The 26348-nt window shown below is 66.4% G+C and carries 23 protein-coding genes; 18 read left to right on the top strand and 5 right to left on the bottom strand.

The features are described 5' to 3' along the window. The first annotated feature begins 210 nt into the window (after window positions 1–210). From LQV16_RS17115 to LQV16_RS17110, 3 genes are all read left to right on the top strand, one after another. Complete coding sequence (locus tag LQV16_RS17115; protein ID WP_229995100.1) at window positions 211–792, top strand: heme-binding protein; 582 nt, start codon at window positions 211–213, stop codon at window positions 790–792. 109 nt (window positions 793–901) lie between these two features. Next, window positions 902–1090, top strand: a complete 189-nt coding sequence (locus LQV16_RS23750) for a hypothetical protein (RefSeq protein ID WP_356815805.1) — start codon at window positions 902–904, stop codon at window positions 1088–1090. Next, a complete protein-coding gene (locus LQV16_RS17110; RefSeq protein ID WP_356815803.1) occupies window positions 1080–1598 on the top strand; it encodes an ankyrin repeat domain-containing protein in 519 nt (172 codons plus the stop codon). The genes LQV16_RS23750 and LQV16_RS17110 overlap by 11 nt, the downstream gene beginning before the upstream one ends. A 113-nt stretch (window positions 1599–1711) precedes the next feature. Here LQV16_RS17110 and LQV16_RS17105 read toward each other — a convergent pair whose 3' ends face one another. From LQV16_RS17105 to LQV16_RS17095, 3 genes are read right to left on the bottom strand one after another with little or no spacing between them, the layout of a single operon-like run. Beyond that, window positions 1712–2902, bottom strand: coding sequence for an acetyl-CoA acetyltransferase (locus LQV16_RS17105; RefSeq protein ID WP_229995097.1), 1191 nt, complete (start codon window positions 2900–2902; stop codon window positions 1712–1714). Continuing rightward, entirely contained in the window at window positions 2899–3609 is a 711-nt protein-coding gene (locus LQV16_RS17100) for a CoA transferase subunit B (RefSeq protein ID WP_229995096.1), read from the bottom strand. Before LQV16_RS17100 ends, LQV16_RS17105 begins: the two co-directional genes overlap by 4 nt. Before the next feature lie 45 nt (window positions 3610–3654). After that, window positions 3655–4401 carry a CoA transferase subunit A gene (locus tag LQV16_RS17095; protein ID WP_229995095.1) on the bottom strand — a complete coding sequence of 249 codons (747 nt, stop codon included), beginning with the start codon at window positions 4399–4401 and terminating at the stop codon, window positions 3655–3657. 222 nt (window positions 4402–4623) lie between these two features. Here LQV16_RS17095 and LQV16_RS17090 point away from each other — a divergent pair, with 222 nt between their 5' ends. After that, entirely contained in the window at window positions 4624–5394 is a 771-nt protein-coding gene (locus LQV16_RS17090; protein ID WP_229995099.1) for an IclR family transcriptional regulator, read from the top strand. A 263-nt stretch (window positions 5395–5657) separates the two neighbouring features. Then, a complete protein-coding gene (locus LQV16_RS17085) occupies window positions 5658–6563 on the top strand; it encodes an NADP-dependent oxidoreductase (protein WP_229995094.1) in 906 nt (301 codons plus the stop codon). 23 nt (window positions 6564–6586) lie between these two features. Here LQV16_RS17085 and nadE read toward each other — a convergent pair whose 3' ends face one another. Continuing rightward, window positions 6587–7408: an ammonia-dependent NAD(+) synthetase gene (nadE, locus tag LQV16_RS17080; protein WP_229995093.1), complete on the bottom strand. Its 822-nt coding sequence runs from the start codon at window positions 7406–7408 to the stop codon at window positions 6587–6589. A 226-nt stretch (window positions 7409–7634) separates the two neighbouring features. Beyond that, entirely contained in the window at window positions 7635–8660 is a 1026-nt protein-coding gene (locus LQV16_RS17075) for a LacI family DNA-binding transcriptional regulator (protein WP_229995092.1), read from the bottom strand. 232 nt (window positions 8661–8892) lie between these two features. Between LQV16_RS17075 and LQV16_RS17070 the strand changes: the two genes are divergently transcribed. From LQV16_RS17070 to uidB, 13 genes are all read left to right on the top strand, one after another. Continuing rightward, window positions 8893–9741, top strand: coding sequence for a sugar phosphate isomerase/epimerase family protein (locus tag LQV16_RS17070; RefSeq protein WP_229995091.1), 849 nt, complete (start codon window positions 8893–8895; stop codon window positions 9739–9741). 67 nt (window positions 9742–9808) lie between these two features. After that, window positions 9809–10816 (top strand): Gfo/Idh/MocA family oxidoreductase, encoded by a 1008-nt coding sequence (locus tag LQV16_RS17065; protein ID WP_229995090.1) that lies wholly within the window; start codon window positions 9809–9811, stop codon window positions 10814–10816. Between the two features lie 328 nt (window positions 10817–11144). Continuing rightward, the gene (locus LQV16_RS17060; protein WP_229995089.1) at window positions 11145–12674 is read left to right on the top strand and encodes an ABC transporter substrate-binding protein; all 1530 of its coding nucleotides are present in this window, start codon (window positions 11145–11147) and stop codon (window positions 12672–12674) included. A gap of 110 nt (window positions 12675–12784) precedes the next feature. Then, entirely contained in the window at window positions 12785–13726 is a 942-nt protein-coding gene (locus LQV16_RS17055; protein WP_229995088.1) for an ABC transporter permease, read from the top strand. Next, the gene (locus tag LQV16_RS17050) at window positions 13723–15591 is read left to right on the top strand and encodes a dipeptide/oligopeptide/nickel ABC transporter permease/ATP-binding protein (RefSeq protein WP_229995087.1); all 1869 of its coding nucleotides are present in this window, start codon (window positions 13723–13725) and stop codon (window positions 15589–15591) included. Before LQV16_RS17055 ends, LQV16_RS17050 begins: the two co-directional genes overlap by 4 nt. Then, window positions 15588–16463: an ATP-binding cassette domain-containing protein gene (locus LQV16_RS17045; RefSeq protein WP_229995086.1), complete on the top strand. Its 876-nt coding sequence runs from the start codon at window positions 15588–15590 to the stop codon at window positions 16461–16463. Before LQV16_RS17050 ends, LQV16_RS17045 begins: the two co-directional genes overlap by 4 nt. Before the next feature lie 111 nt (window positions 16464–16574). Continuing rightward, window positions 16575–17435 carry a sugar phosphate isomerase/epimerase gene (locus LQV16_RS17040; RefSeq protein WP_229995085.1) on the top strand — a complete coding sequence of 287 codons (861 nt, stop codon included), beginning with the start codon at window positions 16575–16577 and terminating at the stop codon, window positions 17433–17435. A 17-nt stretch (window positions 17436–17452) separates the two neighbouring features. After that, a complete protein-coding gene (locus LQV16_RS17035) occupies window positions 17453–18619 on the top strand; it encodes a Gfo/Idh/MocA family oxidoreductase (protein ID WP_229995084.1) in 1167 nt (388 codons plus the stop codon). Between the two features lie 94 nt (window positions 18620–18713). Then, the gene (locus LQV16_RS17030) at window positions 18714–19790 is read left to right on the top strand and encodes a LacI family DNA-binding transcriptional regulator (RefSeq protein ID WP_229995083.1); all 1077 of its coding nucleotides are present in this window, start codon (window positions 18714–18716) and stop codon (window positions 19788–19790) included. Window positions 19791–19874: 84 nt separating this feature from the next. After that, window positions 19875–21281: a glucuronate isomerase gene (gene uxaC, locus LQV16_RS17025; protein WP_229995082.1), complete on the top strand. Its 1407-nt coding sequence runs from the start codon at window positions 19875–19877 to the stop codon at window positions 21279–21281. Then, window positions 21278–22711 carry a mannitol dehydrogenase family protein gene (locus LQV16_RS17020; RefSeq protein ID WP_229995081.1) on the top strand — a complete coding sequence of 478 codons (1434 nt, stop codon included), beginning with the start codon at window positions 21278–21280 and terminating at the stop codon, window positions 22709–22711. Before uxaC ends, LQV16_RS17020 begins: the two co-directional genes overlap by 4 nt. Before the next feature lie 212 nt (window positions 22712–22923). Continuing rightward, on the top strand, window positions 22924–24735 hold the full coding sequence (uidA, locus tag LQV16_RS17015) for a beta-glucuronidase (RefSeq protein ID WP_229995080.1): 1812 nt from the start codon (window positions 22924–22926) through the stop codon (window positions 24733–24735). Window positions 24736–24794: 59 nt separating this feature from the next. Further along, complete coding sequence (gene uidB, locus LQV16_RS17010; RefSeq protein WP_229995079.1) at window positions 24795–26225, top strand: glucuronide transporter; 1431 nt, start codon at window positions 24795–24797, stop codon at window positions 26223–26225. The last annotated feature ends 123 nt before the right edge of the window (window positions 26226–26348 follow it).

The raw sequence follows: 26348 nt of genomic DNA, 5'->3' as shown, positions 1-26348 counted from the left end.
GTTCCGGTGGAGGAGTGCTACCCACCATGCTATGACCCGCGCCGTCACTGGTCTCTCAGCCTTTTGGCTGATACGCCCAGCCCGATGGGGGAGGTTGCGGCAGACTAACGCCCGATGCCCTGCCAGGTCCTAAAGGGAAGCATGGATTCGAGGCCCGGGGCACGAATCCGGGCAGTCCCCAGAACCTGATTCCTAGGAGTACTCGTGAAGATGTCCAAGAAAATCGCCGCTTCCGCTGCCGTCGGAGCACTGCTCCTGACGGGCGGGCTGACGGCTGCAGCCAACGCCGGCACCCCAGCCGGCGCTCCTCCGGCGGCCGCCGCTCCCGCCGCTGTTCCCGCCGTCGACATCCAGCCGGTTCCCGAAACCGTGGTTGCCCAGAACCGGATCAGCGTCGGCGCCTCCGCTGACGCGGTCAAGGCCGCTCTGGCCAAGTGCCAGGTGGACAAGCTGCCGTTCGTCACGGTGGCCCTGGTGGACAGGTTCGGGACAGTGCAGGCCTTGCTCCGCGGCGACAATGCTGCCGAGCACACCATTGAAGCGGCGCAGCAGAAGGCCTACACGGCTGCCGCCTTCGGCACGCCCACCAGCGAACTTGCCAAGCGCATTAACGGCAACGGACCCAGCATCGCGGACCTCCCCGGCACCCTCTTCCTGGCCGGCGGAGTCCCGCTCAAGGTCAACGGGGTCTCCGTGGCCGGGATCGGCGTGGGCGGCGCCCCGGATGGCATGCTGGACGAAGGCTGCGCAAGTGCCGGGGCCGAGGCCATCGCTGCCGGGGCCTCGAAGTAGGCGCTGGGTTCATGCAGCGGTGCAGGGCATGGCGGCGGGCACGGCAGGTATCCGTGGCGGTCATCGCAACAACAGTCCTGGCTGCCTGCCTGGCATCCTGCCAACAGGCTTGGGATCCCGGCCCGTTCGCGGCAGCGCCGTCGGCAAGTCCTCCAACGGTCGCGGCAACGCCGCCGGCAAGTCCTCCAACGGTGGCGGCAGCGCCGTCGGCAAGTCCTCCAACGGTCGCGGCAGCGCCGTCGGCAAGTCCACCAACGGCCGCGGCAACGCCGTCCACCGGTCCCGCCTTGTCCCCTGAGGCGCAGGCTGACCTCGACCAGAGGCTGATCCGGGCCGCGAAAGCCAACGATGCCGGCGCTGTAGCGGAGCTAATCCGGGCCGGGGGCAACGTCAACGCCAAGGACGCCCTCCAGGACTCGGCGTTCCTCTACGCAGGTGCAGAGGGTTTCAACGAGGTGCTCCAGCTGACCTTGGCCGCCGGTGCGGACGTGCGGAGCACCAACCGCTTCGGCGGAACGGCGCTGATTCCCGCCAGCGAACACGGGCACGTGGACACCGTAAAGATCCTGATCGCTGCGGGCGTGCCCGTGAACCACGTCAACAGCCTGGGCTGGACGGCCATGCAGGAAGCCGTCCTGCTCAACAATGGCGGGCCACGGCAGCAGGAGGTGGTGCGCCAGCTCCTCGAAGCCGGCGCAGACTCCGGCATCCGTGACCCCCAGGGCCGCACAGCCCTGGAGAACGCGGAACGCCTGGGCTTCGGCGCCATCGCGAAGCTGATCCGGGAGCGGGACCAGCCGCGGTGACGGTGCGGAATTTCCCCACCTTTGCCGCCGGTGGCCGCGCGGCGGCCCGGAACGCGCCGGTCAAGGCGGTCAAAGGTGGGGAGGTTCGGCGGCGCCTTGGTGTCCGTCCCCGGCTAGACGGCTTCGAGCACGCTGACGTAGTTGGCGATGCCCACGCCGCCCATGTTCTGCACCGCGGCCCGGCGCGGGTTGGCCAGCTGCATGGCGCCGGCCGTCCCGGTGAGCTGCATGGCGGCCATGACGTGCTGGGAGACGCCGGTGGCGCCGACGGGGTGGCCCTTGGCCTTGAGCCCGCCGGAGACGTTGACCGGCAGCTTGCCGTCCTTGAAGACCCAGCCTTCCTCGAGCGCCCGGGCCCCCTGGCCGCGTTCGGTCAGTCCCATGGCCTCGTACATCAGCAGTTCGGCGATGGTGAAGCAGTCGTGGACTTCCGCGAAGTCGAGCTCCTCCAGCCCGACGCCGGCCATCCCCAGGGCACGCTGCCAGGAAGCCCGCGTGGCGGCGAATTCGGTCGGGTCCCGGCGCTCGGCCGGGAAGAAGTCGTTCGCCTGGCCGAAGCCGGCGAGCCGGACCGGGGCGGTGACGCCCCCGGTCGGCGCGACGCTGAGGACGACGGCGGCGGCGCCGTCGGACACGGGGGAGCAGTCGGTGCGGCGCAGCGGATCTGCCACCATCGGGTTCTTGTCCGAGACGGTGCGGCAGAACTCCTCGCCGAGGTCCTTGCGGAGCTGGGCGTAGGGGTTGTCGACGCCGTTGCGGTGGTTCTTCGCCGCGATGGTGCCAAGGACGTCGCCGAGGCTGCCAGAGCCGTAGCGCTTCCCGTAGTGCTTCGCGACCTCGGCGAAGAGCCCCGTGAACCCAGTGGTGGAGGCCTTGCCGGCCATGTCGTAGTCCGCACCGAGCAGGGCCGCGCCCACGACGTCGGCCCCGGCCTGCGTCATCTTTTCGGCACCGATCACCAGGACGGTCTTCGCGGTGCCGGCCAGCAGGGACTTGGTGCCCTGCTGGAACGCGGCCGAGCCGGAGGCGCAGGCGTTCTCGACCCGCGTGGAGGGCACGTTGGCCAGCTGGTCCGAGACCTGTAACGCGAGCGAGGACGGGAAGGCCAGCGGCATCATGCCGGAGTTGAACTGGCCGAGGTAGATCTCATCGATCTGGCCGGCCTCGATCCTGGCGTTGCCGATCGCCTCGGTGGCGACCTGCACGATCAGGGACTCGAGGGTGTCGTCGGTCAGCTTGCCGAAGCGGCTGTGGCCCCAGCCGATGAGCAGGACATCCTTGCCGAACTGGTCTTTCAGGCTCATGCGCCTGCCACCTCCACTGTTTCTTCGATCTCAAGGGTTCCTTCGAGCTCCGGGCCGACGCCGAACTCTGCCTCGGTCTTTGCGCGGATCTCCTCCACGGTGACGCCGGGGGCCAGCCGGGTCAGCGTCAGCTGCCGGCCGGCGCCTGTTTCCTGTTCGTCCTTCACCAGGTCGAAGACCGCGAGGTCGCTGATGATGCGGTCCACGCAGCTGAGCCCGGTGAGCGGCAGCGTGCATTCCCTGACTATCTTGGCGGTGCCGTCCTTGGCGTTGTGCTCCGTCAGGACCACGACGCGCGGGGTGCCGGCCACGAGGTCCATGGCGCCTCCCATGCCCTTGACCATCTTGCCGGGGATGGTCCAGTTGGCGAGGTCGCCGGCGCCGGAGACCTGCATGGCGCCGAGGATCGCGACCTTGACGTGGCCGCCGCGGATCATGCCGAAGGACGTCGCGGAGTCGAAGATGCTGCCGCCAGGCAGAACGGTCACGGTCTGCTTGCCGGCGTTGATGAGGTCGGCGTCTTCCTCGCCCTCGTAGGGGAACGGGCCCATGCCGAGCAGCCCGTTCTCGCTCTGCAGGACAACGCGGACGCCGTCGGGCAGGTTGTTGGCCACCAGCGTGGGGATGCCGATGCCAAGGTTGACGTAGTCGCCGTCGTTCAGTTCTTCGGCCGCGATGGCGGCCATTTCATCTCGGGTCCAAGCCATGGTGATTCTCCTGAAAAGGTGTGGGTGGGCGGCGCGCAGGCCGGATTAGACGGTGACGGCGGATGCCGCTTGCGCCGCTTCTGCTTCCGCATCGCGGCGGGGGCGGACGGTGCGCTGTTCGATGTCCTTGACGCGGCCGCTGGCCTGGACCAGGCGCTGGACGAAGACGCCGGGGGTGATGATGTGGTTCGGGTCCAGCTGGCCGGGCTCGACGATCACTTCGGCTTCGGCGACCGTCACTGCGCCGGCCGTAGCCACCACCGGATTGAAGTTCTGGGCGGTGTAGCGGTAGATCAGGTTGCCGTCGGTGTCGGTGGTGTGGGCGTGGACCAGCGAGACGTCGGCCTTGATGGCGCGTTCCAGGACGAAAGTCTCGCCGTCGAACTCCGCCAGCGGCTTGCCTTCGGCGACCAGGGTGCCAACACCGGTCTTCGTGTAGAAGGCCGGGATGCCGGCGCCACCGGCACGCAGCCGCTCGGCTAGGGTGCCCTGCGGGGTGAACTCCACCTCCAGTTGGCCGGCGAGGTACTGCTCGGCGAAGAGCTTGTTTTCCCCGACGTAGGACGCGATGACTTTGCGGACCTGGCCGCCTTCGATCAGTATGCCGAGGCCCTTGCCGTCCACGCCCATGTTGTTGGAGACCACCGTCAGGTTCCTCACCCCGGAGTCCCGCACTGCCTCGATCAGGTCAGCGGGGATCCCGCTGAGGCCGAAACCGCCGACGGCGAGCGTCATGCCGTCCCGCAACACGTCCTGCAGGGCGGCTGCTGCCCCGGATTTCACCTTTGACATTGCATCTCCTCATTGAGCTTTTGAGCCACCGGCGGGCGGGGCCTGGAGCCCGCCGCCGTGATCCACTTTGTGGACTATTCTTCTGAAGAAGGAGCCTATGGTGTGGCGTGAAGCACTGTCAACGCCGAATTTCCGCTTGGACTGGTGCATTTTTACAGTGTGGACGGTAGGCTAATCGGTGTCCACAATGTGGATCTATTCCGAGGAATCGCGAGGAAAATGATGAACTCCGTCCCCGTGCAGGGCGCCCAGGTGGTGAGCCGGGTCGCGGCCCTGCTGAGGATCGTGGGCCAGAAGCCGGAAGGCTCCCCGCTGGTGGAGCTGGTGCGCGACTCGGGGCTGACGCGCCCCACGGTGCACCGTCTGCTCAGCTCCCTGGCGGCCGAGGGCCTGCTGGACCAGGATCCGGGCAGCGGCAACTGGGTCCTGGGCCCGGAGATCCTGCTGCTGGGGTCCGTGGCCTCGGCGCGTTTCCCCCTGGAGGACATTGCGAGGCCGAGCCTCCGGCGCCTGGCCGAAGAGACCGGCGAGAGTGCGTTCTTCTCCATCCGCCGCGGCAACGAAACGGTGTGCCTGCTCCGGGAGGAAGGCAGCTTCCCGGTCCGTTCCTTCGTGCTGCATGAAGGCGTGCGGTTTCCGCTCGGGGTTGCCTCCGCCGGCACCGCCATCATGGCTTTCCTGCCGCCAGAAGAGCAGGAGGAACTGCTCGCGGACTGGGCAGCGCACGCCGGCAGTTTTGCGGCTGCGCACACCGAAGCCCGTGTCAGGCAGAATCTGGAGGCGACGCGGCAGGCCGGTTATTCGGTCAACCCGGGGCTGGTCCTGGAAGGCAGCTGGGGGATGGGCGCGGCGGTCTTCAACCAGCGGGGCCGCCCCGCCTGGGCACTGTCCCTCACCGGCATCGAGCCACGCTTCCGGGAAGACAGGCGCCCGCAGCTGGGGCGGCTGCTCATGGACGAGGCCCACCGCATCTCGACGCTGCTGCAGGGCTAGCCAGGCGCCTGACCCTCGCCAAGGGCCTGAATCTCGACGGCGCTGCCCGCCGCTCGATCGCCGCCCGGCCATCGTGGGGCACTTTGACGCGGACACGTCGGCAATTGAGGCCGAAACGGTCCAGCCAGGGTTCAAAGTGCCCCGGTTCGGCTCAGGGTAACTCGGACGGTTCACCTGGTCTCGAGGCTCTTGCGCAGGCGCCGGTTGTGCCAGAAGCTGGCAGCACAGCTCACCATCGCGTCGAGCCGAAGGAGCGCAGCCTCATGAAAAACATCAAGATCTCTTTCGATCACTATGGCAGCCCGGACCTCGTCACTGTGGGCGAGGAGGAACTGCCGGCTCCGGGGGAGAGCGAGGTCCAGGTGGGAATCCGCGCCGCCGCTGTCAATCCGGTGGACTGGAAAGTCGTTGCCGGCTACCTGGATCGGTACCTTCCCCTGGACTTCCCCGCAGTTCCCGGCTGTGAGGCGGCAGGAACGGTGACCGCCGTCGGCCCCGGCGTGACCGGGTTCGAGGTGGGCGACGAGGTCATCTGGAATGGCATTTCCGGAGGCTACCGCGCCGTGGCAAATCTTCCGGCCAGCCAGCTGACGCCAAAGCCCGCGGGCATCGATTTTGAGCAGGCGGCGTGCGTCGCGATAGCCGGCGGCGCAGCGTATTCGGCGCTGGTCCAGCTTGGCATTGGCGTGGGGGACACGGTCCTCATCCACGGCGCAGCAGGCGGGGTCGGCTCGGCGGCAGTCCAGATCGCGCGGCACCTCGGCGCCCGGGTCATTGGCACCGCGTCAGAGCAGAATCATGACTATTTGCGCGGCCTCGGCGCCGAGCCCGTGGCCTATGGCGAAGGGCTCGTGGAACGCGTCCGCTCCCTGGGCACCATCACCGCCGTCGTGGACACCTATGGCGGCGAGGAGACTACTACAGCGACGGTCCAGTTGCTCGGCGGCCACGGCGCCGCGGTGACCACTGTGCCTGGCAAAGAGGCCAACGCTGCCGGAATTGCGCCGGTCAGGCTGCTGGACGGACGGGTAGCGGAGACGGCCCGGCTGTCCGCCGATGGAAAGCTCCGCTTCAGCATCCAGGAGCGGATTCCCCTCACCGATGCGGCCCGGGCGCTGGGCATCAGCCGCGCAGGCCATGTCCGGGGCAAGCTCGTGCTGATCCCGTAACTGGAACCTCAGCGGGGCTCAGGCTATTTCCACCACGTATCGAAAATCGTCACCGGGACCGTGCGCTTGTGGCGGGTCCGCAGATACATTGCCTCGATCCGTTCGGCCGCGGCATCCGGTACGTCGCGGCCCTCGAGGTAGTCATCGATCGTGTCGTAGCCCAGGCCGAGCTCGTCCTCGTCGGTGCGGCCGGGCTTGCCGTCCAGGAGGTCCGCCGTCGGGATCTTTTCCCAGATCCGGGCCGGCGCCCCGAGTTCGGCCAGCAGCGCGCGGTTCTGGCGCTTGTTGAGGCCGAACAGCGGCAGGATGTCCGCGCCGCCGTCGCCAAACTTGGTGAAGAACCCGGTGACGGATTCGGCGCCGTGGTCCGTGCCGATCACCAGATAGTTGTGCTCACCGGCCAAGGCGTACTGGGCAATCATCCGGGTCCGGGCCTTGGTGTTGCCCTTGTGGAAATCGGAAATCTCCGTGCCCACCGTCTTCTGGAATTCGTCCTCGAAGCCGTCCACCGCGGCCGAGATGTTGAACATCCATTCGGTCTTGGCGCGCACGAAGTCCAGGGCAGCCTGGGCGTCGTCCTCGTCGTGCTGGACGCCGTAGGGGAGCCGGACGGCCACGAAATTCGCCTCGGTGCCCTCGGCCTCGAGTTCCTCAACCGCCAGCTGGGCCAGCCGGCCGGCCAGGGAGGAGTCCAGGCCGCCCGAGATGCCCAGGACGAAGCCCTTGGTGTGGGTGGCCGTCAGGTATTCCTTGAGGAACGCCACGCGTTTGCGCACCTCCCCGGCAGGGTCGATCCGGGGCTGCACGCCCATTTCTTCGATGATCTTCGCCTGGAGTTCACGCATGACCCTCAGCCTAGCCAGCGCTGTCAACAACGCTCAACTGTGACTGTCAGCTGGGCGCTGCGCACCACCACTGGCGCTGCGCACCATACCCTGCGCTGCGCAAAACCGTTGGCGCTGCGCACCATACCCTGCGCTGCGCACCACCACTGGCGCTGCGGAGATACCCGTAGCGCAGGGTATTTTGCGCCGCGCCCGCCAGGTTGCGCAGCGGAAACCGCGTACGCCATCACGACGCCTGCCGCGCCGGTCCGGTGGAGCCGCGGACCGTGAGGTGGGTGGGCATCACGGACCGGCTTCGGGTGCCGCCGCCGGCGAGCGGGTTCAGCTGGGCCAGCAGCATGGAGACCGCCACGCGGCCGGCCTGTTCGATTGGGGAGGCCATGGTGGACAGCGGCGGGTTGCAGAAGTCGGCGCCAAAGATGTCGTCGCAGCCCACAATGCTCATGTCCTCGGGGACGCGGATGCCGCGTTCGCGAAGGCGCTGGAGCATGCCGATCGCGATGAGGTCGTTGAACGCAATGCAGGCGGTGACTCCACTGTGTACGGCGGCGTCCGCGGCTGCTGCGCCAGACTGCGTCTTGGGGGCGAAGGGACCCAGCCGGCGCACCTCCACGCCGCGCTCCTCGGCTGCCTCGGACAGCGCAGTCCACCGCCGTTCGCTGGACTGCGACGTCGGCGGGCCAGCCACATAGGCCACGCGGGTGTGTCCCAGCGAGATCAAGTGGTCCAGCGCCTGGCTGGTGGCGGCCGGTGTGTCGATCAGGACCGCGGGAACGCCGGGCACGTCACGGTTGATGGTGACCAGGGGCATCTTCGCCGCCGCGTCCAGCAGGGCTTCGTCGCTGAGCCGGGATGCGGCAACGATGATGCCGTCAGCGCTCTTGCGCAACTGCTCCACGGTGCTGGCCTCCACCTCGTCGGATTCCTCCGTATCCACCAGCAGTTGGGTGTACCCGGCCGCCTTGAGCTGGAGCTGTGTGCCCCTGATGAGGTCGAAGTAGAACGGGTTGGTGATATCCGGAACCAGGACTCCCACTGCGCCCGTGCGGCCGGAACTCAGCGCCTTCGCCTGGCTGTTGGGGGTGTAGTGCAGCTGGGCCGCGGCCGCCTCGATCCGCTGCCGCGTCCTGATGTTGACGCGGTCCGGGGTGGAGAGCGCCCGGGAAACGGTGGAGGCCGCCACGCCGCAGAGAGCGGCAATGTCATGGATGGTGGCCGGACGGTCCACTGCTGCTGGTTGCGTCGTCGCCACGGCGCTCCTCTCTGAACGTGGTGGCCGGGCCGTACGGCCGGGTCGGAAGGGCGGCCCTGTGACTGCCGCCACAGAACCGGTCAGCAAAGAATGTCACAGATTCCCAACATTTGGCAATCGGTTGTCATTTGATTGCGGCACTGACTAAACTGGGTGTACACCATTTGTGAACTGCGTCACCGCGCTGGAGCCGGAAGCTGCCCGCGGCGGCCGCGAAACCCAGGAGATCCGCGTGAGCAACACATCAACCGCAGTCTGGTCGCTTTCAGGCTTCGGCGACGAAATAGATCCGGACCCGGCAGTTCAGGCGGCCGTGCTGCTGGCACTGGGCGCAAGCCACATCGAGGTGCGCAGCGCCTGGGGCACCAATGTCTCCGAGCTTGAGCCCGAACAGGTTGCCCGGCTGAAGGAAATCTTCGATGAGAAGGGCCTCAAGGTCTCGGCTGTGGCCAGCCCCATCGGCAAGGTGGACGTGAGCCTGCCGGTGGAGCATGAACTGGATCGGCTCCGCCAGATCATTTCGGTGGCCAAGGGGCTGGAGACAAAGTACGTTCGCATCTTCTCCTTCTACCGGGCCGAGGGCCGCAGCGCTGAAGATATCCGCGAGGACGTCCTGGTCCGCATGGGCGCCCTCGCGGCGCTCGCCGCGGAATCCGGAGTCGTGCTCCTGCATGAGAATGAAAAGGGCATCTACGGCGATACGCCGCAGCGCGTGCTGGACATCATGGAGTCCGTAAACTCAACCGCACTCCGGATCGCGTGGGACAACGCCAACTTCGTCCAGGTGGGCGTCAAGCCCTACACCGAGGGCTACGCCATGCTGCGCCCCTACCTGGAGTACTTCCAGGTCAAGGACGCGCTCGCCGCCACCGGGGAAGTGGTGCCCTCCGGCGAGGGCGATGGCGAGCTCGACGCCACCATCGCCGCCCTCAAGGCGGACGGGTACGCCGGCTTCGCCTCGCTGGAACCCCATCTGGCCAGCGCCCACGAACTGGGTGGCTTCTCGGGCCCGGTGGCCTTTGGCACCGCGGCGCGCGCCTTCGCCGCGCTGGCCGCCAAGAACCAGATCCAACTCGTCTAATCGAACCCGTATAGCAGGAATGCACCACCACTGAAGAAGCCACCACTAAAGAAGTAGGGAGCTCCGGATGCCAAAGGCGGCAATCATCGGCTGCGGCGACGTGTCGATCGTTCACTTTGAAGCACTTGCAGGAATGGCCGACGCCGAATTGGTGGCGGTCTGTGACACGGATCCGGCGCGCCGCGCCGCGGCGCAGGAGGCTCACGGGGTCCCCGGCTTCGAGGACTACCGCGACATGCTCGAGGCGGCCGACCCGGACGTCGTGCACATCACCACCCCGCATCACGAGCATGCAGCGATCGCCATCGAATGTCTGCGCCGCGGCGTCCACGTGGTGCTGGAAAAGCCCCTGGCGCACACCTTGGCCGAGGGTGAAAGGCTGCTGGCCGCTGCTGCTGAAAGCACGGCGAAAATTGGGCTGTGTTTCCAAAACCGCTACAACGCCCCGGTGCAGGCAATGCGCCGGCTGCTGGACTCCGGCGAACTGGGCAAGGTGCTGGGAGCCTCGGCCACGGTCATGTGGCACCGGCAACCTGATTACTACCTCAGCCGGCCCTGGCGCGGAAGCTGGAGCGAGGGCGGCGGGGGCCTGATGATGAACCAGGCCATCCACACCGTTGACCTGCTGCAGTGGCTGGTGGGCGACGTCGTCGCGCTCGCCGGCAGCGCCTCGACCCATGCGCTCGCAGAAGCCATCGAGGTAGAGGACACGGCGGAGTTTGCCGCGCTCCACAGCAACGGCGCGCGCAGCGTCTTCTACGCCACCCTCGCCAACACCCTCAACGCACCGGTCACCTTGGACATCAGTACCGAGACGGCAATGCTGAGCCTGCGCGGGGACCTTACGGTCACTTACGACGACGGGCGCAGGGAGGTGGTGCGTGAGCGCGCCGTCGGCTCGGGCGGGCGTTCCTACTGGGGTGTTTCGCATGCCCTGCTGATCGCAGATTTCTATGCCGGACTGGCGCAGCCGGGCCCGTTCTGGATTGACGCCGCCGAGGGGGCGAAGTCGCTGCGGATCGTGAAGGAACTTTACCGGCAGTCCTATCCCGGCTCTGAGGAAAAGGTGTCCTAACCGGACGCCTCCCCGCGGCGTTCCCAGCCCGCGTGCGGACTTCTTGTGCGCCACGCGGCTGCCCAGCTACACCACTGCCCCAACTACGCGGCTGCCCAACTGTGCCCGCCGGGGCGCCCCCGCATCAGTGCGTGCGCGCTTCCGGCGCGCCGTCGTGCGGCCCAACCACCCCCGTTCCGCAATAATTCAAAAAGGTGATGACAACCGGTTGCCAGATGTGGCAACCCAACGTACGCTGAACCCACAAGCGGCTCTGTGGCCCAGGCCACAGAGCCGCCGCAAACGTCCCGTGAAACGGACCTCGTCAAGCGATCCAAAGGAGCCAACAATGAAGTTCGGTCTCAAGGCAGCAGCTGCTGCCCTCATCCTCAGCGCGTCCCTCGCGCTCACCGCCTGTGGCGGCGGCGCCTCGGGCGCCAACAACGCTGCCGGCGCCAAAACAACCACGCTGACATTGGGTGCAGTACAGGAAATCCGTTCCTGGGACCCGGCCCAGGCGCACGTAGGACACTTCCTGCAGCCGTACCAGGCAGCATACGATTCCTTGCTGCTGCGGGAACCGGACGGCAAGCTCAGCCCCATGCTGGCCACGGCGTGGAAGTACAACGACGCCAACACCAAGCTCACCGTTGATCTCCGGACTGACGTGACCTTCAGCGACGGGGCCAAGTTCGACGCCGACGCGGCCAAGGCGAACCTGGATCACTTCAAGAAGGCGAATGGCCCGCAGATGGCCCAGCTCACCGCGGTCTCAGGGGTCAGAGTGGTGGATGCTGACACCATCGAGCTCGACCTGACGGCGCCCGATCCCTCGCTGGAGTTCTACCTCAGCCAGGCCGCGGGCCTGATGGGCAGCCCCAAGGCGCTGGGCACTGAAGGCATCAAGACCGAGCCCGTGGGCAGCGGCCCGTATGTCATGGACAAAGCCGCCACCGTCAAAGACTCGCAGTCGGTGTTCACTGCCCGCAAGGATTACTGGAATAAGGACGTTCAGAAGTTCGAGAAGGTCACCTTCAAGATCCTCGTTGACCTGACTGCCAGGACCAATGCCCTGGTTTCCGGACAGGTGGACGCCACGCTGCTGGATCCCAAGACCGGCAAGCAGGCAGAGGGCGCAAAGATGAAACTGGCAGCGACCGAGGTGGACTGGCAGGGCCTGACTCTATTCGACCGCGACGGCGCCAAGAACCCCGGACTGAAGGACGTCCGCGTCCGCCAGGCCATCAACTACGCGTTTGACCGCAAGACGATCCTGGACCAGGTCATGCTGGGTCAAGGCACCCCGACGTCCCAGCCCTTCGGCAAGGCCAGCGGCGCCTGGGTTGAGGAGCTCGAAAACAAGTACCCGTACGATCCGGCCAAGGCCAAAGCACTGTTGAAAGAAGCAGGCTACGAGGCCGGACTGGTACTCCAGGTCCCGAGCGTACCCGGGTTTGAAACGCAGCTGGCAGTGATCAAGCAGCAGTTGGCTGACGTCGGGGTCACCCTCGAAGTGGGCTCCGCCATCACGAACACCTACACCACCGATGTCGCAGCCCAGAAGTTCACCAGCATGTACTTCTCACTCTTCCAGGGTGAGCCGTGGGTGGCCATCAACCAGATCATCTCCACCAAGGCGCTCTACAACCCCTTCAAGACCACCACACCCGAACTCCAGGCCAAGATCGATGCCGTCCAGAACGGCGGCAAGGATGCTGGCAAGCTGGCCCAGGAAGTCAACAAGTACGTGGTGGAGCAGGCATGGTTCGCACCGCTGTTCCGTGTGAACCAGATGTACTACCACAACGCCAAGATCGACGTCACGCCGCAGATCCAGATGGCCGTTCCCTCGATCTACAACTACTCACCCGCCAAGTAGTACGGGCCAGGTAACCACTTAAAACCGGCGCAGGTCCGGCAGCCCGACCACCACAAGCGGCGGGCTGCCGGATCCAGCAGCCACACCATGCCAGTTCAATGGAGCCAGCAATGACCAGATTCATCCTCAAACGCCTCGGCAGCGGCCTAGTGGTCCTGTTCGCCGTCTCGGTCCTTACTTTTTTCCTGCTTTACATATCGAGCGGCAGCATTGCCCGGAACATCCTGGGAGACCAGGCAACACCGGAGCAACTGGCCGTAAAGGAAGCGGAGCTGGGGCTGGATCAGCCCATCGCCGCGCGCTACTTCAGCTGGCTCACGGACGCCCTGGGCGGAAACCTGGGCACATCCTGGTTCACTTCTGAACCAGTGGCCAGCTCTCTCGCTACCCGCATCCCCGTCACCATGACAATGGTGTTCGCGGCCATGATCCTCATCGCCATCATCGCTACCCTGATCGGCGTTGCCGCCGCGGTGAAGCGCGGCTGGGTGGACCGGGTGGTTCAGATCGGCGCCATTGTCGGCGACTCCATTCCAGGCTTCGTCATCGGCATCATCCTGGTGACCATCCTCGCCATCCAGCTGGGCATATTCCCCGCCACCAGCACCATTTCCCCGGGCGAACCTGCGTCCGCTTGGGTGCTGTCCCTGACGCTTCCGGTGATCGCCCTGCTGATAAACGGAGTCACCGGCGGTGCGCAACAGATCCGCAGTGCCGTCATCAAGCAGCTCGAACGCGATTACGTTCGCACCTTGCGCAGCCGCGGGATAGGTGAGCGCGAGGTCCTGTTCAGGCATGTCCTGCGCAGCGCTGCTCCAGCCGGACTCACTGTGCTCAGCCTGCAACTGATCGGCATGCTGGGCGGAGTGGTCATCATCGAGCAGATCTTTGCCCTTCCCGGCATGGGCCCGCTCGCCGTTGCTGCCACCGGCCAGAGCGATCAGCCAGTGGTGATGGGCGTCGTCATGTACACCGTCGCCGTTGTTATTTTGGTCAACCTCATCGTTGACCTCCTCAACGGCTGGCTCAACCCGAAGGTGCGTGCCTCGTGACCGAGTCCGTCGAAACCACAGCCCTGACGCCCGTTCCCGGCGCGACCGGCCAGACCGGCACCGTAGTCCGTTCCACGGTTCTCAAACGGCTCTTCAAGAATCCTCTCGGCATCATCGCCCTCGTCATCCTGCTGGGGATGGCACTGCTGGCTTTGTTCGCGGATGTTCTGGCCCCGTTCGACGAGAATTTCGCCAACATCTCCAAAACCCTGGCCAGCCCCGACTCTGTAAACCTCCTGGGTACGGACAGCTCCGGGCGCGACGTCTGGAGCCGGCTGCTGTTCGGCGCGCAGCTAACGCTCCTCTCCGCGCTGCTTTGCGCCGCCGTCGCCATCGGGATCGGTCTTCCCGCCGGCCTGATCGCGGGCTACTACGCCGGCAAATTCGAGGCCGTTTCCAACTGGATTGTCAGCATCCTCATGAGCCTTCCGGGCCTGATTGTGCTGCTGACCATCCGCGCGGCCTTCGGCCCCTCGGTGTGGATTGCCATGATCGCGTTCGGCGTCCTGATCAGCCCGTCCTACTTCCGCCTGACGCGGTCAGCGGTGCAGTCGGTCCGCAACGAGCTCTACGTGGATGCAGCCCGGGTGTCCGGGCTCTCAGACCTGAGGATCATCACCCGCCACATCTTTTCCGTAGTGCGGGCCCCGATCATTATCCAGACGGCGGCGATTGCCGGTGTGGCCATTGCGATCCAGTCCGGGCTCGAGTTCCTTGGACTGGGGGATCCGGCCAAGGCAACCTGGGGTGTGATGCTCAGCGAGGGATTCAAGAACGTCTACCTCACGCCGACGCTGCTTTTCTGGCCTGCGTTTGCCATGGCGCTGACCATCGGCGGCCTGGTCCTGCTGGGCAACGCCATCCGCGACGCCCTCGAAGACGGCGAAAAGATCAAGCATCGCCGCACCAGGACCCCGGGCACCGACCCGGTCACCGGCCGGCGCCCGACGGCGGCGCCCGCCGCCGTGCGCCCGTCACGGAAGTCCGTGCCCGCCGTCGACCCCGGAACGGAGCACCACCTCGTGAAGGTGACCAATCTCGGCGTCGGCTATCCCCAGGCGGACGGTTCCATCAAGAAGGTTGTTGACGACGTCTCCTTCCACGTGGACCGCGGCGAGATCCTGGGCATCGTAGGCGAATCCGGCTCGGGCAAGTCCCAGACCGCCTTCTCCATCCTTGGGCTGCTGCCGGATAACGCCCGTGTGGTGGCCGGCTCCATCCAGTTCGACGGCAGCTACACCGTGGCCCCGGGCGAGGAACGCGTCAGCCAGGAGCGCCTGTCCAAACTGCGCGGCAAGCGGATTTCCTACATTCCGCAGGAGCCCATGAGCAACCTGGATCCCGCCTTCACCATCGGCTACCAGCTGGTCACACCCATGGTGCGTGTCCTCGGAATATCCAAGGCCGAGGCCAGGAAACGGGCGCTGAAACTGCTCACCGACGTCGGAATCGTCAACCCGGAACGGACCTTCAACGCCTACCCGCACGAAGTCTCCGGCGGCATGGCCCAGCGGGTGCTGATCGCCGGAGCCATCAGCTGCGAGCCGGCCCTGGTGATCGCCGACGAGCCCACCACGGCCTTGGACGTCACCGTGCAGGCGGACGTGCTGGACCTGCTGCGGGAGCTCCAGCAGCGCCTGAACATCGGCGTCATCCTGGTGACCCACAACTTCGGGGTGGTGGCGGACCTCTGCGACCGTGTGGCCGTCATGCAGAACGGCCGGCTCGTGGAGGAAGGACCCGTCCGCGACATCCTCCGCAATCCGCAAGAACCCTACACACAGACACTTTTGGCGTCGATGCTTGAAGGCAAGGAACCCATGTCCACGCTCGTATCCCCCTTGCAAAAGGAGCCAGTCGCATGAGCACCACCAAAAGCGCGCCGCTGCTCACCGTGGACCAGCTGGTGGTGGAGTACCCCAGCAAGAAGTTCCGGGCAAAGCCCTTCCGAGCCCTGACGGACATCAACATCACCATCGGCCGCGGCGAAACCCTCGGCCTGGTGGGGGAGTCCGGTTCCGGCAAGACCACCCTGGGCCGCGCCATCCTGGGGCTGGCACCGGTGACCGGCGGGAAGATCAGCTTCGACGGCAAGGACATCAGTCACGCCACCCGCAAGGACCGGCGGGTCCTGAGCCGGGACCTGCAGGTGGTTTTCCAGGATCCGTACACCTCGCTGAACCCCGCACTGGAGATCGGTGACATCCTCGCCGAGCCACTGGGCGTGCAGGGCATGGAAGCCGCGGCGGCCAAAAAGCGTGTGAAGGAACTGCTGGACCAGGTGGGCCTGCCCTCTGACGCCATCAACCGGTTGCCGCGCGAATTCAGTGGCGGGCAGCGCCAGCGCGTGGCGATCGCCCGCGCCCTTGCCCTCTCGCCCAAGCTGATCGTCTGCGACGAGCCGGTCAGCGCGTTGGACCTTTCCACCCAGGCCCGCGTACTGGACCTGTTCCTGCAGATCCAGAAGGACACCGGCGTTTCCTACCTCTTCGTCTCCCACGACCTCGACGTCGTCAGGCACATCAGCCACCGCGTCGCTGTGATGTACCACGGGGAGATCGTCGAGCAAGGCCCGGCCGATATCGTTACCCGCGACCCTGAACACCCCTACACGCAGCGGCTCCTGCTGGCGTCCCCAGTACCCGATCCGGACCGGCAGGAACAGCGCCGGGCGGACCGGCATCGGCTGCTCGAATCGCAGCGGATGCAGCACGAACAAGCGGGCGTCCTCGCCTGAGGACACCTGCGGCGTCAGATAGAACAGGCCGGCGTCGTCGCCAGAATCTGGCGGCAGCACCCAACCGGCAACGAGGGCCCTTGCGGGTCCGGAACACCACGGAGGAATACAGTGGCCAAAATTGGCGTACAAGCGATGATGCTGCGAGACAGCTTCGCCGAAGTGGGGGCGTTCGAGACGCTCCGCAAGGTCAGTGCGATCGGTTACAACGCCGTCGAGATCTCCCAGATCCCGATGACCCCGGAGAACGTCGCCGAACTGGACCGTTCCCGCAGCGAACTGGGCATGGACATTGCAGCTTTGTCCGTGGCCATGGAGACCCCCAAGGGCCGCCCCGGAGATTCGCTGAAGGACCACTTCGACAAGATCGTGGAGGACGCGAAGCGCCTGGACACGACGCTGCTGCGGATCGGCATGCTGCCGTTCCCGGCGATGAAGTCGATCGGCGCGGTCATTGACTTCGCCAAACAGGCCAACGAATATGCCGAACGCCTACAGGAGCAGGGCCTGGGCCTGTACTACCACAACCACCACATCGAGTTCGCGAAGTTTGACGGCAAGTACATGCTGGACATCATTGCCGAGAACTCCCCGGCCATGGGCATGGAAATCGATGTCCACTGGGTACAGCGCGGTGGCCTCGACCCCGTCCGTACCCTGGAAAAGTACGCCGGCAGCACTGCCATGGTTCACCTGAAGGACTACCGGATCGGCCAGCTCCCCGAGAGCGCCTTCGGGCTGCTGGAAACCGGGGACTTCAAGGGCTTCATGACCGAGTTCAAGGACGTGGTCCAGTTCGCCGAGGTGGGCGAAGGCAACCTGGACTTCCCCGCCATCATCCCCGCCGCCCAGGCCGCCGGCGCCCGGTACCTGCTCGTGGAGCAGGACGAACTTTACGGGCGCACGGTGTGGGACGCGCTGCAGACCTCCTACACCAACCTCGTGGCCATGGGCCACTCGAACCTTTTCTAGACAGGGAGAATCACCACATGAGTAAGAAAGTACGCCTTGGCATCATCGGCCTGGGCCAGCAGGGCGGCGCCTATGCCCAGTTCATCACCGACGGGCTGGTCCCGAACATGGTGATCGGCGCCATCTGCGACACCGACCCCGCGAAGCAGGAACTGGCCGCCTCCCGGTACCCCGACGCACCCTTCTACGAGGACTACATCGCCATGCTGGAAAGCGGCGACGTCGACGCCGTCGTCACCTGCGTGCCGCACTTCCTGCACCCGGAGATGGGCATCGAGACCCTCAAGCGCAACATCCACGCCCTCGTGGAGAAGCCGGCCGGCGTGTACACCAAGCAGGTCCAGGAGCTCAACGAGTTCGCTGCCAGCAAGCCCGAGCTGTCCTTCGCCATCATGTTCAACCAGCGCAACAACCCGCTCTACCAGAAGCTCAAGGAGATCGTCGACAACGGCGAGATCGGCAGCATCCGCCGCACCAACTGGATCATCACCAACTGGTGGCGCCCGCAGGGTTACTACAACTCCAGCGAATGGCGCGCCACCTGGGGCGGCGAGGGCGGCGGCGTGCTGGTCAACCAGGCACCGCACCAGCTGGACCTGTGGCAGTGGATCTGCGGCGTACCGAAGTCCGTCTACTCCAAGGTTGCCTACGGCTTCCGCCGCGACATCGCCGTGGAAGACGAAGTCACCGCCGTGGTGGACTACGGCAACGGCGCCACGGGCGTCTTCGTCACCGCGACGCACGACCTCGTGGGGACCGACCGCTTCGAGATCCTGGGCGACCAGGGCAAGATCGTGGTCGAAAACAGCAAGACCGCCACCGTTACCCGCCTGACGAAGCCCGAGCGTGAACTCAGCGACGGCATGGGCCTGGACGATGTCCGCAAGCTCTTCATGGGCGAGCTGAATCCCGAGGAGTACTACACCACCGAGGTCATCGAGTTCGAGTCCGCCTGGGGGGCGCAGCACTCCGGTGTCCTGGCGAACTTCGCCGCCAACATCCTGGACGGCACACCGCTGCTGGCCCCGGGTTCGGACGGCATCAAGGGTGTCCGCCTGGCCAACGCCATCCACCTCTCCAGCTGGCGGGGCACGGAGGTGGGGCTGGACTTCGACGAGGACGAGTTCCTCGCCGAGCTGAACAAACGCATCGCAGACGAAGGCAAGTTCCCCGAGCGCCCCTAGCCCACCCAACTGAGTCGCAGATGGGGCCGTTTTGAGCGCTCAAAACGGCCCCCGCTGCGAGCTAGTTGGGTTGTTTCCTCGTTAGGATGGGGCAGTGACTGAACCCAAGACGCCGGACGCTGCCGCAACAACAGGCCCGGCCAAGAAGCACTCCCGGTCCGGAAAGTCCAACGCCACCATCTACGACATCGCCAAGGTTGCCGGCGTCAACCCATCCACCGTCTCACGTGCGCTCAGCAAGCCAGGCCGCGTCAGCGCCAAGACGCAGAAACTCATCGAGGATGCCGCCGCCGAGCTGAACTACCAGGTCAATCCGTTCGCCCGTGCGCTGCCTACCGGCCGTACCAATACCTTCGGCCTGATCGTCGCGGACATCACCAACCCCACATTTTTCGACATCATCCGCGGGGCGGAAACGACGGCCACACTGCGGGACTACACCATGGTTCTGGCCGAGTCCGCCGAGTCCGGTGTCACTGAGCTTACGGCAGCCCGCCGGATGATGGCTACTGTGGACGGCCTCATCCTGGCCAGCCCCCGCATGGACGACGACGACATCCGCACGATCGCCCGCGACAAGCCCGTGGTGGTCATCAACCGCGAGGTCGACGGCGTGCCGTGCGTGGTTCCCGACGTGAACAAGGGCATCAGCGAGGCGGTCCGCAGCCTGGCCGGGAACGGGCACCACAAGGTTGCCTTTGTCGCCGGTCCGCCGCAGTCCTGGATGTCCGCGCGCCGCTGGGAAGGCGTGCAGGCGGCCTGCGAATGGTCCCGGCTCGAGGCCGTGCGGCTGGAATCCACCAAGCCCACCGTCGACGGCGGCCGCCAGGTGGCGCGCGACGTGCGGGCCAGCGGTGCCACGGCGGTGCTGACCTACAACGACCTCCTGGCCATCGGGCTCATGCAGGAACTCCAGGCCGCCGGCATGGTGATCCCGGACCAGATCAGCATCGTGGGCTTCGACGACATCTTCGGGGCGGATTTCACCACACCTCCGCTCACCACCGTGCGCTCGCCGCTGGGGGAGTGCGGCTCGGGTGCTGCCACGCTGCTGCTTGATCTCCTGCACGGCGATCTCCCGCGAGGCACGGGGGAGACTGCCGCCACCCTGCGCGTCGAGACGGAGCTGGTGCTGCGGGGCTCGAGCGGACGGCTGCTGCCCGCGGGGTAGCCTTGCCGGCGAAGCCCCCGCAACTTGATGGCAATTAATGGCAACCGGTTGACAAATACCTGAAGCAGGTCGGACCATTGATTTATGTCACAGTCGATTGCCGCCAACCCAGACCGGCTCCTGCCCGCGGATCCCGGAACGCGCAGCATTGCGCGGGACCTCCTGCAGCGCGTCCAGGACCTCCCCATCATTTCCCCGCACGGGCACGTTGACGCCGCAGTCATCGAGCACAACAGCCCGTTCCCGGACCCGGCAGCGCTGCTGGTCAGCCCGGACCACTACGTCACCCGGCTGATCCACGCCAGCGGCGTTCCGCTGGACCGGCTGCGGGGCTCGGCCACCGCCGATGCGGACTCCCGCACGGTCTGGCGCGAGTTCTGCAAAGCCTGGCCGCTGTTCGAGGGGACGGCCTCCGGCTACTGGCTCCGCACCCAGTTCGACAGCGTTTTCGGCCTCCGGCAGGAGATCAGCGCCGAGACCGCCGACGCCAGCTACGATGCGATCTCCGCCAAGCTGCAGGAACCCGGCTTCCGGCCCCGCCAGCTCTTCAAGGACTTCAACATCGAGGTGCTGGCCACCACGGACGACCCCCTGGACAGCCTCGCCAGCCACCAGGCGATCGCCGAGGATCCCACGTTCCACGGCCGCGTCCTGCCCACCTTCCGCCCGGACGCCTACCTGAACATCGCGCACCCCACGTGGAGCGCGAACGTGGACCGGCTCATCGCAGCAGCGGGCGACGGCGCCACCGGCTACGCCGGCTACATCACCGCCCTGGAGAACCGGCGTCGTTACTTCGTGGACCACGGCGCAGTCTCGGCCGACCACGGCGTCCGTACCCCCGCAACGCTCAAGCTCGACGCCGCCGACGCGGCCAGGCTGTTCGACCGCGCCCGCTCGGGCCAGGCCACGGCGCAGGACCGCGAAGACTTCGAAGCCCACATGATGTACCAGATGGCACGGATGTCCGTGGAGGACGGGCTGGTCATGACCATCCACCCGGGCTCGTTCCGCAACCACCACGAACCCACGTTCAACGCCTTCGGCGCCGACACCGGCCACGACATCCCGTTTGCCGTGAACTACACCGAGGCCATCCGCCCGCTGCTGCAGGACTTCGGCACCGCCAAGGACTTCCATCTGGTGCTCTTCACCATGGACGAGACCGTGTTCTCCCGCGAACTCGCGCCGCTGGCCGGCTTCTATCCGTCCGTCTACCTCGGCGCCCCGTGGTGGTTCCTGGACGCACCGGACGCCATGCTGCGCTTCCGCTCCGCCGTGACCGAAACCGCAGGATTCTCCCGCTCGTCCGGCTTCATCGACGACACCCGCGCCTTCTGCTCCATCCCCGCGCGCCACGACGCCTCCCGCCGGATCGAGGCCTCATTCCTGGCCAGGCTCGTCGCGGAACACCGCGTCAGCGAGGACCGCGCCCATGAACTGATCGTCGACATCGTGGACGGCTCGCCCCGACGGGTGTTCAAGCTGTGAGCGTCGACCAGCATTCCGAGGTGGCACCCGCCGTCGAACTGCCCCCGCTGAACCGCCGCCTGCGGCCGTCCGCCAAGGCGCCCGTGCGGATCATTCACCTGGGGCTGGGCGCCTTCCACCGCTCGCACCAGGCTTGGTATACGCACCAGGCGTCCGACGCCGCGGACTGGGGCATCGCGGCCTTCACCGGCCGCCGCCCCGACGCGGCGCTGGCACTGGCTGAACAGGACGGGCTCTACACGGTAGTGAACCGGGCCGACGACGGCGACTCCTTCGCCGTGGTCAGCAGCATCGTCGAAGCCGTGGACGGGGCGGATGTGCAGCGGCTGGCGGAGCTGGTTGCCGCTCCGGCCACCGCGGTGATCACTCTGACCATCACCGAAGCGGCCTACCGGCTCCGGGCAGACGGGCAGCTTGACCGAGCTGCGCCCGACGTCGCCGCGGACCTTGCGCTGCTGGCTTCCGGCATCGCAAGCCCGACGACGCCGCTGGGCCGGCTGGTCTTCGCCCTCGCTGCCCGCCGGGCTGCCGGGGCGGGACCGCTCGCCGTCGTCTGCTGCGACAACCTCTCCAGCAACGGCATCGTGGCGCACAACGCCGTGGCAGGCATGGCCGGGGCATGGGACGCCGGGCTGGCCGGATGGATCGACGCCAACGTCAGCTTCGTCAGCACCTCGGTTGACCGCATCACCCCGCGCACTACGGCCGCGGACATTGCCGCCGTCCAGGCCGCTTGCGGCTACCGCGACAACTCGCCCGTAGTGGCCGAGCCCTTCTCCAACTGGGTGCTCAGCGGGGACTTCCCCGCCGGGCGGCCGCGCTGGGAAGACGCCGGTGCCGTGTTCGTGGCAGAGATCGAGCCGTACGAGAACCGCAAACTGTGGCTCCTGAACGGCGCGCACTCCCTGCTGGCCTACGCCGGCCAGCTTCGCGGCCACACCACCGTGGCGCAGGCCCTGGCGGACCCGCTGTGCCTGCAGGCCGTCGAGAAGTTCTGGGACGAGGCGGAGGCGAACCTGGCCGGGCCGGAGGGCCACGCCGCGGATCTTCAGATCCCGGCCTACCGCGCCGCCCTGCTGCAGCGATTCGGCAACGCCCGGATTGCCCACCACCTCGCACAGATCGCGATGGACGGCAGTACAAAGCTGAGGATGCGGGCCGTTCCCGTGCTGCAGGCCGAGCGTGCCGCGGGCAGATCCGGCGCCGCCGCCGCTCTCATGATTGCTGCCTGGATGGACTACAGCGCCGCCTCCGCCGCGTTCCAGGACCCGCTGGCCGACGAGGTCGCCGCAGCCAACCGGCTCGCCGGCGCCGAGCGGATCCGCGCCTTGCTGGCCCTGGTGGATCCGGCCCTCGCAGAAGAGCGTTCCGTCGTGGATCTGATGGAAAGCTTGAGCGGAACGTTCGGGGAGCAGACGCTCTCCCCGTAACGCCTTGCGCGCAAGCACTGCTGCCCGGCCCCCGGACCATCTGGAGCCGGGCAGCAGTGTTTCGCCAAACTTTCAACAAAAATTATGGCAACCGATTGCCATTTGATTGCCAAGTGATTAGGATTACAGCAAGAGCAAAAACCGGCCCCCAGCGCCGGCCCTCAAAATCCTCCCCCCGGCACTGCCCGCAAAGACGCGATAGGACCTCCCAAATGCTCAAGCCCCAGGCCAGCGAAACCCGCGAGATCGTCAACCTCGACGGCCTGTACCGCTTCAAGGTGGACTTTGACCGTGCCGGCCACCGGGACGAATGGTTCAAGGCGCCTCTGGAAACCGGACTGGAAATGGGCGTCCCGGCCAGCTACAACGACGTCTTCCCGGACAAGGCCATCAGGGACCACGTTGGCTACGTCTGGTACCAGCGCGAAGTCCGCGTCCCGCGCGGCTGGGCAGGCGAACGCATCCACGTCCGCCTCGACTCCGCCACGCACGAGGGCATGGTGTGGGTCGATGACACCCTCGTGGCCCAGCACACCGGCGGCTACATGCCCTTCAGTGCGGACATCACCGAGCACGTCACGCCCGGGCAGCTTTTCCGCCTGACGGTGTCCGTCAACAACGAGCTCACGCAGGCCACCATCCCGCCCGGCACCATCACCGTCACCGAGGACGGCCGCCGCCAGCAGAGCTACCTCCACGATTTCTACAACTACGCCGGCCTGCACCGCAGCCTCTGGCTGTTCAGCACCCCCGCGGTCACGGTCGATGACATCACCGTCGCCACCGGCTTCGAAGGCACCACCGGCAGCGTCGACTACACGATTGCCACTGCCGGCGGCACCGGCAGCGAAACGGTCACCGTTTCCGTCCGTGACGCCGACGGCGTCGAGGTCGCCCGCGCCGACGGCGCCCGCGGCACCCTGACGATCGCCGACGTCGTGCTGTGGAAGCCAGGCGCCGCCTACCTGTACAGCCTCACGGCGGAAATCCGCGACGCCGGCCGGCTGCTGGACAGCTACACCCTGCCGGTCGGTGTCCGCACCGTGGAAGTCCGCGGCAAGGAATTCCTCATCAACGGCGAACCGTTCTACTTCACCGGTTTCGGCATGCACGAGGACCACGTGGCCATCGGCAAGGGCCACAGCAACGCCCAGATGGTCAACGACTTCCAGCTCCTGGACTGGGTGGGCGCGAACTCGTTCCGGACCTCGCACTACCCCTACGCCGAGGAAGTCATGGAGTTCGCGGACCGGCACGGAATCGTGGTGATCGACGAAACCGCCGCCGTCGGGCTGCACCTGGGCTTCGGCGCCGTCTTCGGCGGCATCGCGAAAAAGACCTACGAAGAGGGCGGAGTGGACGCCAACACCGCCGCCAACCACCGGCAGGCGATTTCCGAACTCGTCGCCCGCGACAAGAACCACCCCTCCGTCGTGATCTGGTCGATCGCCAACGAACCCAACGGCTCCGAGGAAGGCGCCCGCGAGTACTTCGCACCCCTCGTGGAGCTGACCCGCAGCCTGGACCCCACCCGGCCCGTCGGCTACGTCAACGTCCTGTTCGACACCCCGGACAAGGAACTGCTCGGGGACCTGTTCGACGTGATCATGCTCAACCGCTACTACGGCTGGTACATCGATAACGGCGACCTCGAAACCGCTGAACAGCACCTCGAGAAGGAGCTGCGCGAGTGGGAAGCCAAGTACGGCAAGCCCATGATCATGACCGAGTACGGACCGGACACCATGCCCGGCTTCCACTCCATCTATGAACAGCCCTGGAGCGAGGAATACCAGGCAGCGTTCCTGGCCATGTACCACCGGGTCTTTGACCGGGTCGACGCCATGGTCGGTGAGCAGGTCTGGAACTTCGCGGACTTCCAGACCTCCAACGGCATCATGCGCGTGGACGGCAACAAGAAGGGCGTCTTCACCCGGGACAGGCGGCCCAAACCCGCCGCCTATGCCCTGCGCCGACGGTGGACGGCACTGGCCGGCACCAAGAACATCACTTCTGAGGCGTAGGCCTTAACGCACATTTTTCGCCGGGCCCGAGGTCCGGCAACGGGTAAAGGAGCCCATTCATGAAAAAGCTGAACAAGCTCAGCATCATCGGCTATGGCGCCGGCGATGCCGCCAACAATCTCGCCTTCACCACCGCCACGATGTTCCTGCTGGTGTACTACACGGACGTGGCCGGGATCTCCGCCGCGGCCGCCGGCACACTGTTGCTGGTGGTGCGGATCTTTGATGCCTTCGCCGACGTCTTCGCCGGACGCGTGGTGGACCGGACCTACAGCAAGCGGTTCGGCAAGTTCCGCCCGTTCATCATGTTCGGCTCCATCCCGCTGCTGCTGCTGAGCGTGGCAACCTTCTCTGTCCCTGCGCTCGGCGAGTCCGGCACCCTGCTCTACGCCTACGTCACCTACGCCGCCCTGGGCCTGGCCTACAGCCTGGTCAACATCCCCTACGGCTCCCTCGCCGGCGCCATGACCCAGGACCCGGCCGAACGCGCCAAACTCGGCTCCGCCCGGATGATCGGCGGGATGCTGGTCGGCTCCGCCCTTGGCATCTTCGTAGCCCCGCTGATCAAGCCGGGCGCCAACCTGCAGGCCACCTTCACCAGCATCACCCTGGTGTTCGTCGTCATCGGGGCGGCTCTGTACCTCTTCACCTTCCTGACCGCCAAGGAACGGGTCCACCGTACCGTCCCGAACGTCACGTTCAAGCAGAGCATGGACACGCTCAAGGGCAACCGGCCGCTGCTGATGCTGTGCCTGAGCTCCTTCTTCTTCCTGACCGGCTACCTGGCCCTCACCTCGGTCCAGCTGTACTATCTCCGCGATGTCCTGGGACGGCTGGATCTGTACCCCGTGCTGTCCATCACCCAGCTCGTCCTGACCTTCGTGCTGGCGGGCTTCATGCCCAAGCTGGTCCGGAGCCTCGGCAAGAAGCGCGTCTACATCTTCTCGTCGCTGCTCACGGTCATTGGCGGCGCCATCGTCTTCTTCACCCCGGCAAGCCAGGTCTGGCTCGGATTCACCGGCCTGGTGATCAGCCTCGTGGGCGTCCTCGCGGTCAACATCGTGGTCTGGGCACTGGAAGCCGACACCGTCGAATACGGCGAATGGAAGACCGGCGTCCGCACCGAAGGCATCACCTACGCCCTGTTCTCCTTCACCCGCAAAACCGGCCAGGCAGTCGGCGGTGCGCTCGCGGCCTACGCCCTGGCCCTGGGCGGCTACAAGTCCGGCGCCGTCCAGACGCCCGACGCCGTCTTCGGCATCCAGCTCGCCGCCGGCGCCCTGCCGGCCGTCATGACCATCCTGGCCGTGCTCGTGATGGCCAAATACACGCTTACCGATGCCATGCACGCCCGGATCCTCACCGAAATCCGGGCCCGCCGCACCGGACCTTCCGATAGCGCCGGAGCTTCCGACGATGCCGCCGCGGCTGCCGCTGTTCCCGCCGACGCCGCTTCCGCGGAGACCGCGCCGCTGGCGCCCCGCAACTAAGACACCCCCGTTAGACCAGAAAAGGACCTGTTGTGAAAATCATTGCCGCTGAAGTCTTCGTGACCAGCCCCTCCCGGAATTTCGTGACCCTGCGGATCACCACCGAGGACGGGGTGACCGGGA

The sequence above is a fragment of the Arthrobacter sp. Bi26 genome (assembly GCF_918697925.1).
Classification (GTDB): Bacteria; Actinomycetota; Actinomycetes; order Actinomycetales; family Micrococcaceae; genus Arthrobacter.
The sequence above is the reverse complement of the archived record's forward strand: the minus strand, read 5'-3'. Positions and strand labels throughout refer to the sequence as shown.